9 protein-coding genes are annotated in these 16,770 nt (G+C 56.3%); all 9 read right to left on the reverse strand.

The window, feature by feature from the left end; translation table 11 throughout:
- Positions 1-81: 81 nt before the first annotated feature.
- Positions 82-1,365, reverse strand: a complete 1,284-nt coding sequence (locus SD425_RS05135; protein ID WP_324676092.1) for a chloride channel protein — start codon at positions 1,363-1,365, stop codon at positions 82-84.
- A gap of 89 nt (positions 1,366-1,454) precedes the next feature.
- Positions 1,455-5,171 (reverse strand): DNA polymerase III subunit alpha, encoded by a 3,717-nt coding sequence (gene dnaE / locus SD425_RS05140; protein ID WP_324676094.1) that lies wholly within the window; start codon positions 5,169-5,171, stop codon positions 1,455-1,457.
- A 197-nt stretch (positions 5,172-5,368) separates the two neighbouring features.
- Positions 5,369-7,078, reverse strand: a complete 1,710-nt coding sequence (locus tag SD425_RS05145; protein WP_324676096.1) for a T9SS type A sorting domain-containing protein — start codon at positions 7,076-7,078, stop codon at positions 5,369-5,371.
- Positions 7,079-7,404: 326 nt separating this feature from the next.
- A complete protein-coding gene (locus tag SD425_RS05150) occupies positions 7,405-8,736 on the reverse strand; it encodes an MFS transporter (RefSeq protein WP_324676098.1) in 1,332 nt (443 codons plus the stop codon).
- Between the two features lie 390 nt (positions 8,737-9,126).
- The gene (locus SD425_RS05155) at positions 9,127-11,502 is read right to left on the reverse strand and encodes a LysM peptidoglycan-binding domain-containing protein (RefSeq protein WP_324676100.1); all 2,376 of its coding nucleotides are present in this window, start codon (positions 11,500-11,502) and stop codon (positions 9,127-9,129) included.
- 247 nt (positions 11,503-11,749) lie between these two features.
- Entirely contained in the window at positions 11,750-14,698 is a 2,949-nt protein-coding gene (locus tag SD425_RS05160) for a TonB-dependent receptor (RefSeq protein ID WP_324676101.1), read from the reverse strand.
- 118 nt (positions 14,699-14,816) lie between these two features.
- Entirely contained in the window at positions 14,817-15,452 is a 636-nt protein-coding gene (locus SD425_RS05165; protein WP_324676103.1) for an O-methyltransferase, read from the reverse strand.
- A gap of 3 nt (positions 15,453-15,455) precedes the next feature.
- The gene (locus SD425_RS05170; RefSeq protein WP_324676105.1) at positions 15,456-16,229 is read right to left on the reverse strand and encodes a DUF4184 family protein; all 774 of its coding nucleotides are present in this window, start codon (positions 16,227-16,229) and stop codon (positions 15,456-15,458) included.
- 72 nt (positions 16,230-16,301) lie between these two features.
- Complete coding sequence (locus SD425_RS05175; RefSeq protein WP_324676107.1) at positions 16,302-16,751, reverse strand: YDG/SRA domain-containing protein; 450 nt, start codon at positions 16,749-16,751, stop codon at positions 16,302-16,304.
- Between the last annotated feature and the right edge of the window lie 19 nt (positions 16,752-16,770).

Below are 16,770 nucleotides of genomic sequence, written 5' to 3' on the forward strand. Positions count from 1 at the left end.
AGGCAAATTCTTCTGCCTTCGCGGTACGCACCTAGACTTATTTGCGAGCGATGCCTGTTATAACTCTAACAAAGTAACTAGTTACTCTTCTTCCTCCGTGTATACACCTAGCTGAGCGTTGATCAGCGGCATTTTGGGCGAAAGGAAAAACCCCGTGAGACTAGCAAACATGACCGGTACGATACTATGAAAGCCAGTGAGCGTACCGAGCAGTACCGTCGTGCTGATGGGCGTGCGCGTGACGCAGGCGTTGATGGCCGCCATGCAGCTGATCAGGATGAGTGACAGGTTTTGATCGGGGAATAAGGAGTGCAGGAGCAGCCCAGTAACGGCACCCACGAAAAACAGCGGAATAATGAAACCGCCGCGCCACCCCGAAGTTACCGTCAGTGCAATAGCGAGCAGCTTGGCACCCATCAAAAGTAGTAGAAACTGAGGTGAGAACGTCATGTGCAGCAACTCAGCCAACTGGTCGTGCCCAAAGTAACGCGCGAGCGGCACAAAGTAGGCAATAACGCCGAGCAAGATACCACTCAAAGCCATCCTCCAATAAATGGGCAAGCGTCGGCTGCGAAACAAACTTCGGCAACGCCGCACAATGAAAATAAACAGCCACCCCACCGCGGTTCCTGCCAGCGCATACAGAACGGCCAGAAAACAGTCGTTAAGATTGGGCGAAGTATAGAGCGGAAATTGCCACGTAGGACCTAGGCCCGTGTGCGTAATTAAAACGAAGATGATGTAGCTGGAGCAGCTAGCCACAAACGCCGGAATGAGCGCCTGGTAGTACTCGACCACATGGCGGTGATGCAGGATTTCCAGAGCAAACAAGCTACCGCCGAGTGGCGCCCCAAATAGAGCTGTGAAAGCTGCTGCCATGCCCGCGATACTAAGTGAGCGTAAGTCTTCGCCACGCAGGCGAAAGCGCTGAGCCAGCCACGTACCCGTAGAGCCCACTACTTGTACTAGTGGCGCTTCGGGGCCAGCACTGCCGCCGCTGGCAATACACACCAACGACGACAGAATCATGGAAAGATTATTCCGAGGGTCTAGCTGCCCCCCTTTGAAACGGATGTTGTTCACAATCAAGTCCATCTCGCCAGGGTCGCCAAGCTTATAAATGACTAGTCCGGCCAGCAACCCGGCCGTAGCCATGAGTGGAATAACCCAGAGACCTGGTACCAGGGCCAGCCACTCCATGAGGTGTTCAAGCACAATCCAATAGCCGCCCGCCAAGACGCCACCCATTATCCCGATCAACGCCCACAGAAAGAACAAACGGCTAAAAACGAATGGATTAAATTGTAGCGAGTCGTTTACTCTGGTCCGTAGCTGTAAGGCGCGTCGACGGGTGCGAAACTTCATGGTGCAAAGGGAAAGGGTGTGAAATAGCTAGCACTACATCCTGGGAAGAATGTAGTGCTAGACGTGACTAGTAGGTGGGAGAAAAAGCCCTAGATCAGCTGGCAGGCCTCAATCTCCATTTCCCGCATCTTGCGGATGAAGGCTTTCGGCTCGATGCGGTAGCGGCGCGAATAGGTGTCCACGGTGAGATGCTCGTGCGGCTCGGCAAACTTGATTTCCAGCTTCTTAGAGCCGGCTGATTCCTCCACGGCGGCCATGAAGCGGTCCATAAAGGGCTCGGTCACGGTGCGAAGGTTGAGCTGCACGCGCACGCCGTTGGCTAGCTTTTCGGCCACGTTGAACAGCGGCTCCATGGTCAGAATCTTGAACTCAAACTGGTCGGAGTCGCGGAAGCGCTGGGCGTACTTGCCCCGGATGTACATGGGCGGCACCTGCTCCTTGTCGTAGTTGCGCGGGTTGATAATGGAGCTGAAGCGCGAGTAATCGTCGCGGAACAAAGCTAGGTTCAAGCTCGATTCATAATCTTCCACGCTGAACGACACGAACGGCTGGCCGGTCTTGGTCGTCTTGAACATCACGTTCGAAATCAGACCGGCTACGGTTACTTCGCGGTTTTTGTAGCTCTCTACTTTGTCAAGACCGCAGGTACAGTAGGAGTCGATTTCCAATTTGAAGTCATCGAGTGGGTGACCGGAGAGGTAAAAGCCTACCACTTCCTTTTCGCGGCGCAGCTGCTCGGTAGCGGGCCAGGGCTCCATATCGGCCACTTTGGGCAGGGGCATGGCCACCGCGCCGAACGCGCCACCGCCAAATAAGCTTTGCTGGGCCGAATCTTGGTCAGCTTGGTACTGCTGGCCCATGCGGACCGCCTTGTCGATGAGGTTCTGGTCACCGCCGGGCGCTTCCACGAATTGACGGCGGTGGTAACGCTCGAATGAGTCGAAGGCGCCCGATAAAGCTAGGCTTTCAAACGTCTTCTTGTTGACGGCCCGCAGGTTCACACGCTTCGAGAAGTCGAAAATATCCGTGAACGGTCCTTTTTTACTGCGCTCCGCTACAATGTTCTCAATAGCCGCTTCGCCGGCGCCTTTCACGGCAGCCATACCGAAACGGATTTGGCCTTTTTCGTTTACGTTGAACTTGAGGATCGATTCGTTCACGTCGGGACCTAGCACGGGCACACCCTGGCGGCGGGCTTCCTCGATGAAGAACGTCACCTTCTTGATGTCCGACATGTTGTTGGTCAGCACGGCAGCCATGTACTCGGCGGGGTAGTTAGCTTTCAGATAACCGGTCTGATAAGCTACGACCGAGTAGGCGGCGGAGTGAGAGCGGTTGAAGCCGTAGGCCGCAAACTTCTCCATCACGTCGAATACTTCGTTGGCCTTCTTCTCCTTGATGCTGTGCAGCTCAGCCGCGCCCTTGCAGAACTTCTCGCGCTCCAAGGCCATCTTCTTCATGTCCTTCTTACCCATGGCGCGGCGCAGCAAGTCGGCGCCACCGAGGGAGTAGCCGGCCAAAATCTGGGCGGCTTGCATGATCTGCTCCTGGTACACCATGATGCCCTGAGAGTAGTTCAGGATGGGCTCCAGCAGTTCGTGCGGGTATTCTACCACTTCCCGACCGTGCTTGCGGTTGATGAAGTTCGGAATGAACTGCATCGGACCCGGCCGGTATAGGGCGTTCATGGCAATCAAGTCCTCGATGTTGGTGGGCTTGAGGTCCTTGAGGTACATGCGCATACCCTCGGACTCAAACTGGAACGTGCCGATAGTATCGCCGCGCTGGTACAGCTCGTAGGTCTTAGGGTCGTCGAGCGGAATATCGTCGATGTTGATATCAACGCCGTGATTCTTCTTGATCAGCTCCAAGGCGTCCACGATGATCGTGAGCGTTTTGAGGCCCAAGAAGTCCATCTTGAGCATGCCGGCCGATTCAATCACCTTGCCGTCGAACTGCGTCACGAGCAGGTCCGAGTCTTTGGAGGTCGAAACCGGGATGTACTTGGTGATGTCGTCGGGAGCGATGATGACGCCGGCCGCGTGGATACCGGTGTTACGCACCGAGCCTTCGAGCTTCTCCGCCAAGCGCAAGATCTGGCCGCGGAGGTTATCGGGCGCATCGTCGCGCCGGATCATATCTAGCTCCTGGTTTTCAGCAAAGGCGCCGGCTAGGGTAGTGCCGGGCTTCTCAGGAACCATCTTCGCTAGCTCGTTGGTCACCGGCAGCGGCAATTCCATGGCCCGCGCCACGTCCTTGATGCTGGACTTGGCGGCCATGGTACCGAAGGTGATAATCTGGGCCACCTGCGTTTTGCCGTACTTATCCACCACGTAGTCAATCACGCGCTGGCGGTTTACGTCGTCGAAGTCGATGTCGATATCAGGCATCGACACACGTTCGGGATTCAAGAAACGCTCGAACAGCAGGGAGTACTTAATCGGGTCGATGTTGGTGATACCGACGCAGTACGCCACCGCCGAGCCTGCGGCTGAGCCCCGGCCCGGGCCCACCGCCACGCCCATGTCGCGGCCCTTGTTGATGAAGTCCTGCACGATGAGGAAATAGCCCGCGAAGCCCATCGTCTGAATAATGCGCAGCTCGTATTCCAGCCGTTCATCGATTTCAGGCGTGCGCTCGGAGTAACGGGGCGGCTTAGTCATCGTCACGATACCTTTCCCGGCACTCGGTCCAAAAGCCCCCACGTACGTTAGCTCCCGCAGGAATTCGTCGGCGTTGGCAAAGCCGGCAGGTAGCGGGAAATTGGGCAATAGGATGTCGCGGGCCAGTTTGGGCGGCGAGATCTTATCCACAATCTCGTTCGTGTTATCCACACTTTCCGGCACATCCCGGAACAAGTGGTTCATCTCCTCCTGGCTCTTGAAATAGAACTGGTCGTTGGGGAAGCCGAAGCGCGACCTAGGTCTAGGCATCTGAGCTTCCTCATCGATACGCATGAGCTGACGTCGCACTTGGTCGTCGGACGAAGCTAGGGGGCGTAGATTGTCTAGGTGGTCGTAAAGCACCCTCTTCTCCGACGACATCAGGCGGAAGTACTTGGTCTCGAAGTCGCCCACCGGGATGCTGTGCTCCTCCCCGGTGTTCACGCACAGCAGCAAGTCGTGGGGCGCAAAGTCCTCCTGGTTGACGTAGTGGGAGTCGTTGGTGCAAATGACCTTGACGTTGTACTTTTTGGCCCACTTCAGCAGCACCTGGTTCAGGTCTTCCTGGCTTTTGCCGGTGTTGTCGATGTTCTCGATGCCATGGCGCTGAATCTCGATGTAGTAATCGTCGCCGAACACATCAAGCCACCATCTCAGCTGTTTCTCAGCTTCCTCTTCCGTTTTCCACAGCAGCGCCTGCGGAATTTCCGCACCGATGCAGCACGACGTGGCAATCAGGCCCTCGTGGTACTGAAGCAGCAGCTCCTTGTCGATACGCGGGTATTTGGAATACACACCTTCGATAAAGCTCAGAGAGCAGAGCTTCGCTAGGTTGTGGTAGCCGGCCTGGTCTTTCGCCAGCAGCAGCTGGTGGTGACGCACGTCTCGCTCGCCTTTTTCGCGGCTGAACTGCTTCTTGTGCCGGTCTTCTACCAAGTAAAACTCGCAGCCTACGATGGGCTTTACGTTGTACTTGTTTGCCTCGGCCACAAAGTTGAAGGCGCCGAACATGTTGCCGTGGTCGGTGAGAGCGACGGCGGGCATGCCGTCGGCCTGCGCTTTCTTCATCAGCGCGCCAATGCTAGCTTGGCCGTCGAGGAGGGAATACTGGGTGTGGCAATGAAGGTGGGAGAAAACAGGCATAGTAAGCAGAGTTGAAGGCAGAAAGCACCTAGCGTTCAGTAAAGTTACCGCCGCCAACTGGGAAAGGAAAGTTGCCGAACCGGATGTTTCTGTGTATCAATAACAAAAAAGGATGGCTTTTCGAGCCATCCTTTGCATTGCCATCTTCCCGGCAACTAGTTACCCACGAAGCGACGTGAGCGAGATGCGGTTGGCTACTAACGTAAGATCACGCGTTTTGTAGTGCCGTGTTGCCCTATTGGGGTTACTGTTAGCAAATACACTCCTGGTGTCAAGCCAGCCGTAGGCAGTGTTGAGGTTTGTCCTTCGAAAGCCAGCTCGCGCACCAAACAACCCAAGGTGTTGTACAGGGCCGCTTTACCACCGGTAGCGGTAGCGGTTTCGAAGTGGAGGTCGGCGCCACGCTCCACCGGGTTTGGCCAAGCACCCATAGCTGGAACTTTGAGCGCCGTTTGCTGAGTAGCTAGTATCGTATTTGCGTTGCGATGCACGATTATTTGGCCTCTCAGATCGTTGCTGTTGCCACTGAGGCTATACACGACCAAATCCAAGTCACCGTCGTTGTCCATGTCGCCGAGTGTAAGGTCTATCGGGAACGGGCCGGTCGGAATACTTGCTTGTCGGATAAAGTTGCCTGTGCCAGTATTCAAGTTCAGATTGACAGAGTTCGCCGAGGAGCTATTTTCTCGGGCATCGGTGATAATATCTAGGTCCTTGTCACCATCAACGTCGCCTATCTCTACTACTTGTGGCGCGCTGCCAATTGATAAGTCAGGTCCTTTCGCAAAGGTGCCGTTGCCATTGTTGCGCCATAGGCTAAGCTTTCCATCAGGCTCAAAAAGTGGAACGGCAATATCGACGTCGCCGTCGTCATCGAAATCGGCCAGGCCGATGTTGCCCCGGTAGCCGCCCACCGGCAATTCAGTTGTCCCAGAGAACTGTCCTTGACCATTGTTCAGACGAATGTTTAGGGGACCAGCTGTTGTGCCGCCGTAGCCAGTTAGCGCATCTAAGTCACCGTCGTTATCAAGATCGGTAAGCTCTATTCGTATTGCGCTAGAGGAGATGCTAACCTGCCCGTTGCCCGTGAACACGCCTGCCCCGTTGTTCAGGCGAACTTGAAGCGTCTTACTGCCACCTTCCGAGAAGATAAGATCTAGGTCGCCGTCGCTATCCAAGTCGCCTAATGCGAGCGCAACAACCTCGGTGCTTGTACTAATAATGCCTGACACAGGAGTAAAGGTACCCGCGCCGTTGTTGCGCAACACGCCTAGGCCAGTGCTTTTGATGGCATATACAAGGTCGAGGTCGCCGTCGCCATCCACGTCGCCCGGCCTGAAACGCTGGGTAGCCACATTTAGGTCAACAAGTGGCGCGAGTTTGCCGGTGCCGTCATTACGCAACACGCCCAACGAATACCGATCTAGGTAGTAAGGGGCTAGCACATCCAAATCGGCGTCGCCGTCCACGTCGACAAGCGTCAGATAGTCTTGTGAGTAGCTTTGGGTGCTTATCGGTGTAACTACTCCCGCCTCAAACCGGCCGCTGCCGCCTGAGACGGCGGCTGTAAACTGCCACGCGTATTTGGCCCCGTTTGGACTCGTGAGCGTCGCCGACAATGTTTCGCCTGCTCGAAAAAGGGCAGCAGGTGCAAAGGAAATTGTGTTGTTATTGGTGGTGGTAGTACCACTCCGTAAGCCGCCTGCCTGCGAGCTATATACCTTTAGACTGACTGTTGTAAAGGGGGTTAATGTGGCCGACACAGGAGTAGTGACGGGTTGCTTGAAGCTATGTGGTGCGGGAAAAACGTTAGAAATGATGGGCGCCTGCGCCATCGCCTGGTTGGCAACGAGTAAGCCGATAAGTGTAGCACCAAAAGTTGGCCAATAGGAAGTAAATGGACGCATAAAAGTTAGCTTATAATAGTAAGAGAAAGGAATACTTGAAGGTAGTATTTTAAACAGATATAGTTGGCTTTTTGCAAAACTGAGCTGCTATGTGTTTGAATTATGGGAATAGTTCAGCTTGCCATTACTCAGCGCGCTGATACTAGTTTGATTGTAGAGAGAAATACTGAGCACAGTAATGAAAGTGGGAGATAGTAGGAAGATGTGAAGGCAGAAAGCACCTAGGGGGCAGCAAAGCTGCCGAATCGATAATATCGATTGTCAATAACAAAAAGAGGATGGCTTTTAGAGCCATCCTCTTTATTCAATGGAGCTAGGTCCTAACGCTAAACCGGACCAGCTTCGTCTGATAAGGGCTTAACCATGCAATGGCGCGACATCTGCGCCGCCGGTTGAAAACCGTGCGTCAGCTTCGAAACGGTCGTTTTGCGGCCGGTACCCGTTTCGCGTAGCAGCAGCGCCGCCACGATGGCCACGCTCGTGCACCCGATCCAAAACAAGCCGCCGGTCTGGAAGTGCGCGGCTGGGTCGGCAGCGTTGCCTAGCGTTTGGCCGTAGAGGTGGGCGAACATCGGCCCGAGGATGGCACTCACGCTAAAGGTGAGGAAGTTCATGGCGCCGGTAGCGCTGCCTTTTACCTCATCGGGGTTGGCTTCCTTGATGATAGAATATGGAATCATAGCTGCGCCCGAGGCGACGCCGAACAGAAATAAGCTGACATACAGTGGGAGCAAGCTAGGTAAGTACAGCTGTTGCAAGCCCAGCAAGATCATGCTGGCCGCCCCGCCAAACAGCACCGGCTTACGGCGACCTAGGCGGTCGGCCAGCCACCCGAGCATTGGGCAACCCACCACCCAGCCCAGCGGCACCATCGAGCACGCCCACGTGGCAGCCGCGTAGCTCATTTGTTGGTCTTTTTGCAACGAAGCCACGCCCCAGTTCATGGCAAAGATGGTGGTCGGGGCGAAGAGCAACCCGGCAATCAGCCCGCACAAGTACGACTGCGGATTGCGGAAAACCACTTTGTAGGGTTCCAGTAAGCTAGCCTTAGCTCTGGGTTGTTGCGCCTGCTCAGCCGCATCATTTGGGGTAACGAAAAACAGTGCTAAGCAGGTAGCAAAGTTGGCTGCGCCCATCAGGAGCCAAAAGGTGCGCAAATCAAATCCGTTGTGAATCAGGGGTCCCGCGGCCGATTGTCCGAGGGCACCACCTAGCATACCAAGGCATTGCGTAGCTCCAATAGCCGTGGCCAAGGACCGCGCTTGAAATCCGCGGGAGGCTAGGTACACCGAGCCCGTAAATGCAAATGCTGACCCCGCGCCTTGCAGCAAACGGCCGGCGTTGCCAGCCCAGGAACCCGGTACGGCAAACAACGCGCATCCGAGCGCTACCACGAGCACGCCAGCCGGCAGCGCGAATTTAGCGCCCGTGCGGTCGAGGGCAATGCCGGCTATCAGCCCGGCCAAAGAATACGTGTAATAATACGTGCCCAGGATAGAGCTGACTTCCGTGGTGCTCACGCCGAACACGCCCGCTAGCTCCGGAAGCATGACCGCCGGACCGGAGCGCACGGCGTATTCCAGGAAGTAAAAAATGAGGGAGAAGACCCACGCAATAACGTAGGGCCGGGTGCGGTTGGGGCTACTTAGTACAGCCATTTTGGTAAGGTGCAACCTAGGTTCCCTGGCGCTTTACTCAGCAACAGAAAGCAAGCTCGGGTATCAAGGTATGTTGAGACTATCTTCTGTTTACCGCCGACAAAGCTGGTTTGTTTAGGTCGAGCTGTCGCAGTTTAGCTTGTTTCGCTAGCTGTTGAGGTGGTCTTCGACACTCCTCCCTTGTCTTTCGGATTGAGGCTGAACGCCCCGGTGTAGCACTATTTTTCGCCCTGCAACTCATCTTAAACAAATAGCCTATTTAGCTATAAGCCTATAGGAAAGGGCCACCCGAAGAAAATAGGAAGCGGATAGTACAGCGTTAAAACAAAAACTCCCGGCGGCTACAATGGCCACCGGGAGCTACTAGTACCTAGGTTACGAGATGATAGACTAATTAGCTGGCTGAATAACGAGCACTTCCCCTGGCTTCACGTTGAAATCAGGCTTGTTGTTCCACTCCATTATCTGCTTGATCGTCACCTTATACTTCCGCGAAATGCTGTACATCGACTCCTTGGCCTCCACCGTGTGCCGAACGACGTTGGTAGCCGGAGCAGGCGACGTGGCAGGTGGTGGAGAAGAAACGGTCGACGCTGAAGCAGCGGCTGGGCGTGGGCTAGGAGCAGCCGTAGCGGCAGGCGCAGCGGTCTTGGGCGCCGAGGCGGGTGCTGATACCGGGCTTGAAGTCGGCTTGGGAGCGGCGGCTGGAGCTGGAGTGGTTGGCGTGGCAGTTGTAGCAGCAGACGTAGCTGTGCTAGGGCCCGTGAGACGCAGCGTCTGGCCTAGGCGCAACGAGGGGTTCGGGGGTAGTTCGTTCCACGCAATCAGATCGGCGGGGCGCAAGCCGTAGCGACGGGCAATGGCATAGATTCCTTCGCTTTTCTGCACGATGTACAAGCCATTTGCGGGCAACGCCTCTGTTGCTACCGGCACCACTAAGGGGGCGGCCGCACCAGAAGGCGCAGTAGTTGCGGCTGGCTTAGAGGCGGCTGGCGTTGAGGCAGGTGCCGGATCACGCAGCACGACTGCGGCCGGCGTCTTCGGAGTCGGTGCTGGAGTAGGTGTTTTCGCCACGGGCGTTTCCGCAGGGTTGCTGGCTGCGCCCTCGGTCACAGGCTCTGTGCTTGGCGTCGGCGTTGAAGGGGCTTGCTGCGTTGGTCGCCCGGCATACACAGTCCGGGGCGCTGCCGGCGCTGGCGGAGCGGCGGCAGGTTCAGTGGTAGATTCAGTTTCAGCAGTAGAGTCGGTGGTTACGGTAGCGGCGGGCGCAGCTGGCAGGTCATTGAGATTTTCCGTGGCTAAGTCGCCGGAAGTCATCGTAACGCTGTCTTCTTCCGCTGCATCTTCCTCCAGCCGATTGTGCGCAGCCACGTTGCCGGCATATGGTTCTGGCTCGGTTGCCTTGGGTTTCGGTGAGCTAGGTGCCGGCGCCGGCGCAGCGGCCGGAGTAGGCTTAGCCGTTTGGCGGGCCAAGGGGCGCTCGAAAGCGGCCTGAGCGGTTGCGTTGGTACTTGGCGCATACTCAATAGGTACTTCGCGGGGCCGGGTGTGTTGCAGCCAAAGTACCCGACCAGGGCGCAACTCTTCATTGCGGGCCATGCGGTTCTTGTTCCAAATAGCTTTGGCACGCACCCCGTACTTCTGCGATACAATGGCGACACTCTCGCCAGGCTGGGCGGTGTGGTAGGCTACGGCCGCTTTATCGCGCTTCTTCTGCACGAAGTAAGGCTGCCCAACCACGATGTTGTCGAACGCCATCAGGTCGTTGTAGTTCAGGAACCGGCGCATCTTCAATCCGCCGCGTTGGGCTAGGCTCTCCTTCGTGTCGCCGGGCAGTGCAATGAGGGCCCGCAAGCCGTTGATGCGCACGAAATCGGCGTTTTGCGGGTCCATTTCGGGTTGGGAAAGCAGTTGGCCTTTGGTCCCTAGGTTCTGCTTGGCCGCCATGGCCGTCAGCTGAATAGGATCGGTAACGGGGACGAGAACGGTGTAGGCGCGGTCGGTGGGTACTTTTTTGTCCAACAGCCAGCGGTTATGCTTGGCCAAGATGTCGGCCTCCGTTTGCAAGCTGAAGGCAATAGCCGATAAGGTTTGGCCACCCACCGCCGGGAATTCCTGCAATAGCATGGGCGGGTTCGGATTCTGTCCTACCGCTTGCTCAAAGGCTATTTTGTGCGCCAGAAACGTGAGGATATATGGGTGCGTATCCTGCGTAATCTCCATTTCGGTCGCATCGTAGTCGGTGGGGAGGGTGTAGGGCTTGGCGCCGCTCAGACCTAGGTTGTAGGTGAGCAGCGTGTTGACCCAGTTGTGCAGCACCTTGTTGTTGCGCAGCAAGTACTGCGCAGCGCCATACGTTGCTACGGTGATGTGCTTGCGCTCATCCACCGCATCATTCACCTGCACACCTAGCTCCACGGCCGACTCCCGCTTAAACTGCCAGTAGCCAACGGCCGCGTGAATCGATTCGGCGTCGCCCTGCAAGCCGCTTTCTTGCAGCGATAAGTAGTGATAATCGAGCGGGATGCCTTTTTCTTTGAAGACTCGGTCAATAATCGGGAAGTACGCATCCGCTAGGTCGACGCGGGCCTGAAAGGAGGGCTGATAGCGCCGCAGCGCGTCCACTTTTTCCTGCACGGCGCGGCGGCCTTTATCCGTCAGGCGCAGGTGTAAACCGGCAAATTCAATGGTAGGGGGTACTGTGACACTCTGCGCCACTGCCAGCAACGGCAGCAGACAAAAGAGCAAAAGCACAATTCGTTTCATGGGCAGAATTTAGCTAGGCAGGAGCCACTCCCAACGCATTTCCGGGCTCCTTAGCTTACAAAGTAGGAGAAAAATCCTGGGAGGCACGCAGTAAAAAGTACTATTCGCCGCGCTTAAGCTAGCCAGAAAGTGCAATGAGCCCGACCCAGTTGAATGCACAAAAGGTCCGAAACAACCACTAGGGCTCTGTTTCGGACCTTTCTGCTGCCCTTGCGAAGCTAGGCTCATTGCTCAGGCGTCGGATACTTTAGTTGCCCCCAGGCGGACGGCCGAAACCACCGCCACCGCCGCCGGGAGGCCCTCCACCACCTGGGCCCATGCCGCCACCGTCCCCACCACGGCGCCAGTTGCCACGGTTCGGGTTATCGGAATTTCGGTCGCGGTTCTGGTCGCCGCCCTGTTGGGGCACGTTGCCTTTGCGCAGGTTGTAGGTGAACATGGCCATGAAGTACTGCTGCAAGTTGTTGGTGCGCACCGTCTCGTTATAGGCCGTCGAGATGTTGTTCTGGATGCTACGGTTTTGCTTCAGCAAGTCGAAGGCGAATACTTTAAACTCGCCCCGCTGGTTGGGGAATACTTTCTTGCCGATGCTGGCATTCCAAAGGACGTATTTCTGAGTGGGAGCGGAGGCAATGCCCTGGTTGTAAATGTGCGTCAGGTCGGTTTGCACCGAAATGCCGGGGCCTACGATCCAGCTGATGCGTGCCGAGCTGTTTTGCGTGTAGTAGTTGGTGTTCAGGCGGGTATTGACGGTGTTGCGCGCGTACGTCACATTGCCGTTCGACGAAAGCGTGAAGTCTAGGTTCGGGCTGATGTTGCTGCTGATGGTGACCCCGAGGTTGCCGCTAGGCGAGCGGGAGTAGTTGATCAGCTCATTGTTGAGGCCTGGCGTGCGCGAGTAGCCCACGCTGCCGTTCAAGTTCAGGTTCGACTTGATGAAGGCCAAGGGCATGCCGTAGTTGGCAAAAGTGCGGAAGTTATACTGCTGACCTAGGTTGACAGGCCGCGTGAGCTGCCCACCGAGCGGCAGCTGTACCACGCCCCCATTGATGGCAATGGCCGTGTCGCGCAGGGCCACGAAGGTGCTGTTGGTAATGTAGTTATCGGTGAACGTAGCAAAAGCACCCACGAAGAACGACGTCGACTTCTCCGGCTTCGAGGCCGAGTAGCGCAGCGACATCACGTGTTGGTACTGCTGAATCAGGTCGGGGTTGCCGGTGGTGAGCTGCAGCGGGTTGGAGTTGTTCACTACCTCCTGCAACTGGTTGATGCTAGGAGCGGAGGTGCGGCCGTTGTAGTTAAAGCGTAGGTTGCGCTCACGCGAAAAGTTGTAGCGCAGCATGGCGTTGGGCAGGAAGTTGTAGAACGTCCGATCGAGTACACTTGCCTGAGGGAAGCGCTGCCGGTTGTTGAGGTCAGCTTTCTGGCCCGTTACGCCCACCATGATCTGATAATCCTTAGTCTGGCGCCGATAGCTAGCCCCTAGGCCCTGCGTGAGGTAGTTGCTCTTGAAGACGTTGCTCAGACCAATATTCGGGTCGTCGTAGTTGCCTGTCAGCTCCGAGAGATTGTAGGTGCGCTTGTCAGAGTTGTTGGGCGCGTAGGAAGTGTTATAGTTGAACTGCAGCAAGTCCGTCTTGCTCAGCGGCTCGGTGTAGGAAATGCCCGAGTTGAGTTGCCACCCTACTTGGTTGAGGTGGGAGAACTGATCCAGCGTGGTTTCAAGGGTGGTATCGCGCGAGGTTCCCCTGATGGTCGACAGCGACCGAGAGTAGGAGTAGAGGTAGTTGTCGGAGTTGCGCGTGTTGTAGTTTGCGTTCAAATCAACCGAAATCGTCCGGCCGGGTTTGTGGAAGCGGTGCCGGTAGAGCAGTTGGTTCGAGGAGGAAATGCTTGAAGCCTTCGAGTTGTATTTGCTGCTGGTGTTGCCGCGCTCCGTGCCACCTACCTGCGTGAGTCCGTCGACATTGCTGTTGCTGCTGTTGCGCTGAAACGTCAGCGAAGGAATAAACAGAATAGAGTTGGCGGAGTCAATCTTGTGCTCCAGCCGCAGGTTGAAGCGGTGGTTCAGGTTGCGACTCTGTGCCAGCGAAGTTTGCTGGTAGGTTTGCTGCTGGCTGAGAGGCGTATCGCTGCTGGAGCCGCGGGTGGCGTAAATGCGGTCGGTCAGCTGATTGGTAGTGTTGTTGGCTAGGTTGAAGAAATAGCTAGCCGTCACCTGCGTGTTCTTGCCCCACTGATCAGAGTAGTTGAGGCCAATGGCGTTGGTGCGGGAAATGCCGTTGCCGCCCCCGCCGCCACGGGAGTTATTCGTAACCCCGAGCAAGTCTGCCGAGCCGAAGTTCTGCTGGTTTATGTTGTTTGATTGACCGACCACCGAAATACGGCGGTTGCCGCTGAACGTGTTGTAGTTGCCGCTGACCTGGTAGCGCTCCGCCCACGATGAGCCAGTGCCCGTTTGCTGGCCACCGCCTGCGCCGGCCACAAAGCGCCCAAACTGACCTTTGCGGTATTGCTTCTTCGTAACGATGTTGATGGTTTTCTGGGTGTTGCCATCGTTAAAACCCGAAAAGCGCGACTGCTCACTTTGGCGGTCGAACACTTGGATGTTGTCGATGATTTCGGCCGGAATGTTCTTCAGCACCGCGTCGGGGTCGTTGCCAAAAAACTCTTTACCGTCAACGAGTACCTTTTGCACGTCTTCGCCCTGGGCCTGCACCTTGCCATTTTGCGTCGTGACGCCGGGCATCTTGGTTATCAAGTCCTGGGCGTTAGCGTCGGGATTCGTTTTGAAAGCATTGGCATTGAACTGCGCCGTGTCGCCCTTCTGCACGGCGGCGGGCGTTTTGCCTACTACTTCCACGCCTTTCAGCGTTACACCGGCCTGCAAGGCTAGGTTGCCCAACGCAACCGATTGTGTGGTAAGCGCAATAGGACGCGCAAACGTCTGGTAGCCAAGAAAGGAAATAGAGAGTTGGTAGCGCCCGGCAGCTAGGCCCGTGAAGCTGAAATTGCCAGTGGGGTCGGCGGCTACTCCGCGCTTCACCGAGTCGGGTAAGTGCAGCAGCAGCACGTTAGCCCCAATCAGCGGTGACTGATCTTTGGCGTCGAGGGCCCGGCCGGTAATGGATAGCGTTTGCGCAAAGGCTGCGCTACTAAACCAGTATAAAAGAAATAGGGTAAGTAACTTTCTCATGCGATACGTGCGAGGGGGCTTATACTTCCTCCCTAGACGCTCGCCACGAGACAAGGTTTAATTAGTTCCCGGTAGAAAAGAAAAATTATTTTCGGCCGGGAGTAATCGCAGAGCTAGGCTACCGCTTACGAACGATCAAAATACCGTCGCGCACCGGGAGCAGCACATTTTCCACCCGCTCATCCTGCTGCACCTTATCGTTGAAGGCGCGCACGGCGTGCGCGTCTTTATCGGCAGGTTTTACCGGGTACGAAGCCAAGGCTTTGCCGCTCCACAGCACGTTGTCAATCAAGATAAAACCACCGGGGCGCACATGCGGCAGCACCAGCTCGTAGTAGGCATCGTTGTTGATTTTGTCGGCGTCGATAAATACTAAGTCCCACGTTTCCTGAAAGCTAGGTAGCAGATCGAGTGCCTGACCAATGTGCAGGCGAATACGCTCCGCCAAACCAGCCTCGGCCACGTAGCGGCGAATCCGGTCTTCCAGCTCCGGATTTTGCTCCACGGTGTGCAGCTCGCCATCGGGGGCTAGGCCTTCCGCCAAGCACAGAGCCGAATAGCCCGTAAACGTACCTAGCTCTAGAATGCGGCGGGGCCGTACCATATGGCTAATCATGCTGAGCAGGCGGCCTTGCAAGTGCCCTGAGAGCATGCGCGGAGCCAGTACTTGCACGTGCGTTTCGCGGTTAAGGCGGCGCAACACGTCCAATTCAGGAGAGGTGTGGGTTTCGGCGTAGGAATTTAGTTCGTCCATGAGTTAAGAGCCGGCGGGCTCCCCAACGGAACGCGCTGTATGAATGTAGGGCCACAAAGGGCAGGTAACGAGCAGGGCGGCCATCATGGCGCTCATGCCCGTGACGATGAAAATGCCGTCGAAAGCAGACTTCATCAGGAGTGGATAGGCTAGGTGGGCGGCGTAGAGGAAGGCGGCCCAAAACAGCAGCGTCAGGACGGCGCACAGGCCCCAGAAGTTACGCCGCACCCGAGAGGAAACGTCGGGTACTTTGCGGGTAATGGGCAAGTTCCACACGTACCAAGCAATGACAGCCAAGCCAACAACAGACGAACCATTTTGCAGCCACGCCCGTAGCGTGATGTTCGCAAATTGATAGCTCAAGATCTGAAGCTCCGATTCGAAGCGTCCTCGTTGGTGGGTAAAAGTGTCCCAGACTAGGTGGGATGCGCAGCCAACCAAAATACCAAGCAAGAGCCGCGGGCTCCATAAGTTGCGCAGGGGCCACGGCTGCTTCGCGAACCATTCCAACCTGAGTCGGAAAGAATCGGGCAAACTAAAAATCAGCGGCTTTTTGACAATGCCGTGAAACAGCCCAATAATTAATAAGCTAAGCGGCAAATCAAGCCAGAGCACACCCAGTAGGGTATGGCCGACGCCACCGCCGGGCCGCAACCGAAAAAAGTATTCGAGGTCGGGCGCCATGCTGCCCACAATGAGCCCCGACGCCGAAAGCCAGCGGCGCGTTCTGCGCAACAACGGCAGGACAATAGCTGGGTGAGCGGGAGTAAAAGGCATGCTTCAACAAATCAAAATGAAGTCGTAAAGACGCAAGTAAGCGCTTAATGATTCAAGCCGGGAGGCTAAAACCTAGCCAACAGCGCCAAGCGGCACCAGACGAAACAGCCAAATACCGTAGCCCGACTTGCCACGGGTGTACTCGTAAGCGGCTACGCGAAACAAGCCTTCGTAACGAAAAACCGTGCTGCCTTCGTGTTCGACTTTGCGCAGCACCCGCACAGGCTTGCCGGTTTCTTGACTTTTCACCAAAGCTAGGTTGCGGTCGGTCAGTACCTGGTCGGTTACCTGCTTTCCTGTGCGCGGGTCGCGTCCACCGTGGCCCGTGTAGCAGATTTCGTCGTCGGTAAATACGTCGTCTTCGTAAGCATCCGCCAGCACGATGGAGTCGGCGCCTTCCCGTTGCGTACCGCTAATGCCTGCTCGGGTGGGGCGGTGCAAGCCCGCCGCCGACAGCGCGAGCCGATTAGCGAAAAAGTCGCCGGGACGATAACTCCCAACATGTCCGAACTGTCGCGCCAAAAAAAGGAAGAGAGTAGCT

Origin of the sequence: Hymenobacter sp. GOD-10R (genome assembly GCF_035609205.1) — a bacterium.
Taxonomy (GTDB): Bacteria; Bacteroidota; Bacteroidia; order Cytophagales; family Hymenobacteraceae; genus Hymenobacter.

Coding starts and splice junctions, on each gene's coding strand:
- SD425_RS05135 (WP_324676092.1), bottom strand. CDS start 1,365: ATGAAGTTTCGCACCCGTCGACGCGCCTTACAGCTACGGACCAGAGTA.
- dnaE (WP_324676094.1), bottom strand. CDS start 5,171: ATGCCTGTTTTCTCCCACCTTCATTGCCACACCCAGTATTCCCTCCTC.
- SD425_RS05145 (WP_324676096.1), bottom strand. CDS start 7,078: ATGCGTCCATTTACTTCCTATTGGCCAACTTTTGGTGCTACACTTATC.
- SD425_RS05150 (WP_324676098.1), bottom strand. CDS start 8,736: ATGGCTGTACTAAGTAGCCCCAACCGCACCCGGCCCTACGTTATTGCG.
- SD425_RS05155 (WP_324676100.1), bottom strand. CDS start 11,502: ATGAAACGAATTGTGCTTTTGCTCTTTTGTCTGCTGCCGTTGCTGGCA.
- SD425_RS05160 (WP_324676101.1), bottom strand. CDS start 14,698: ATGAGAAAGTTACTTACCCTATTTCTTTTATACTGGTTTAGTAGCGCA.
- SD425_RS05165 (WP_324676103.1), bottom strand. CDS start 15,452: ATGGACGAACTAAATTCCTACGCCGAAACCCACACCTCTCCTGAATTG.
- SD425_RS05170 (WP_324676105.1), bottom strand. CDS start 16,229: ATGCCTTTTACTCCCGCTCACCCAGCTATTGTCCTGCCGTTGTTGCGC.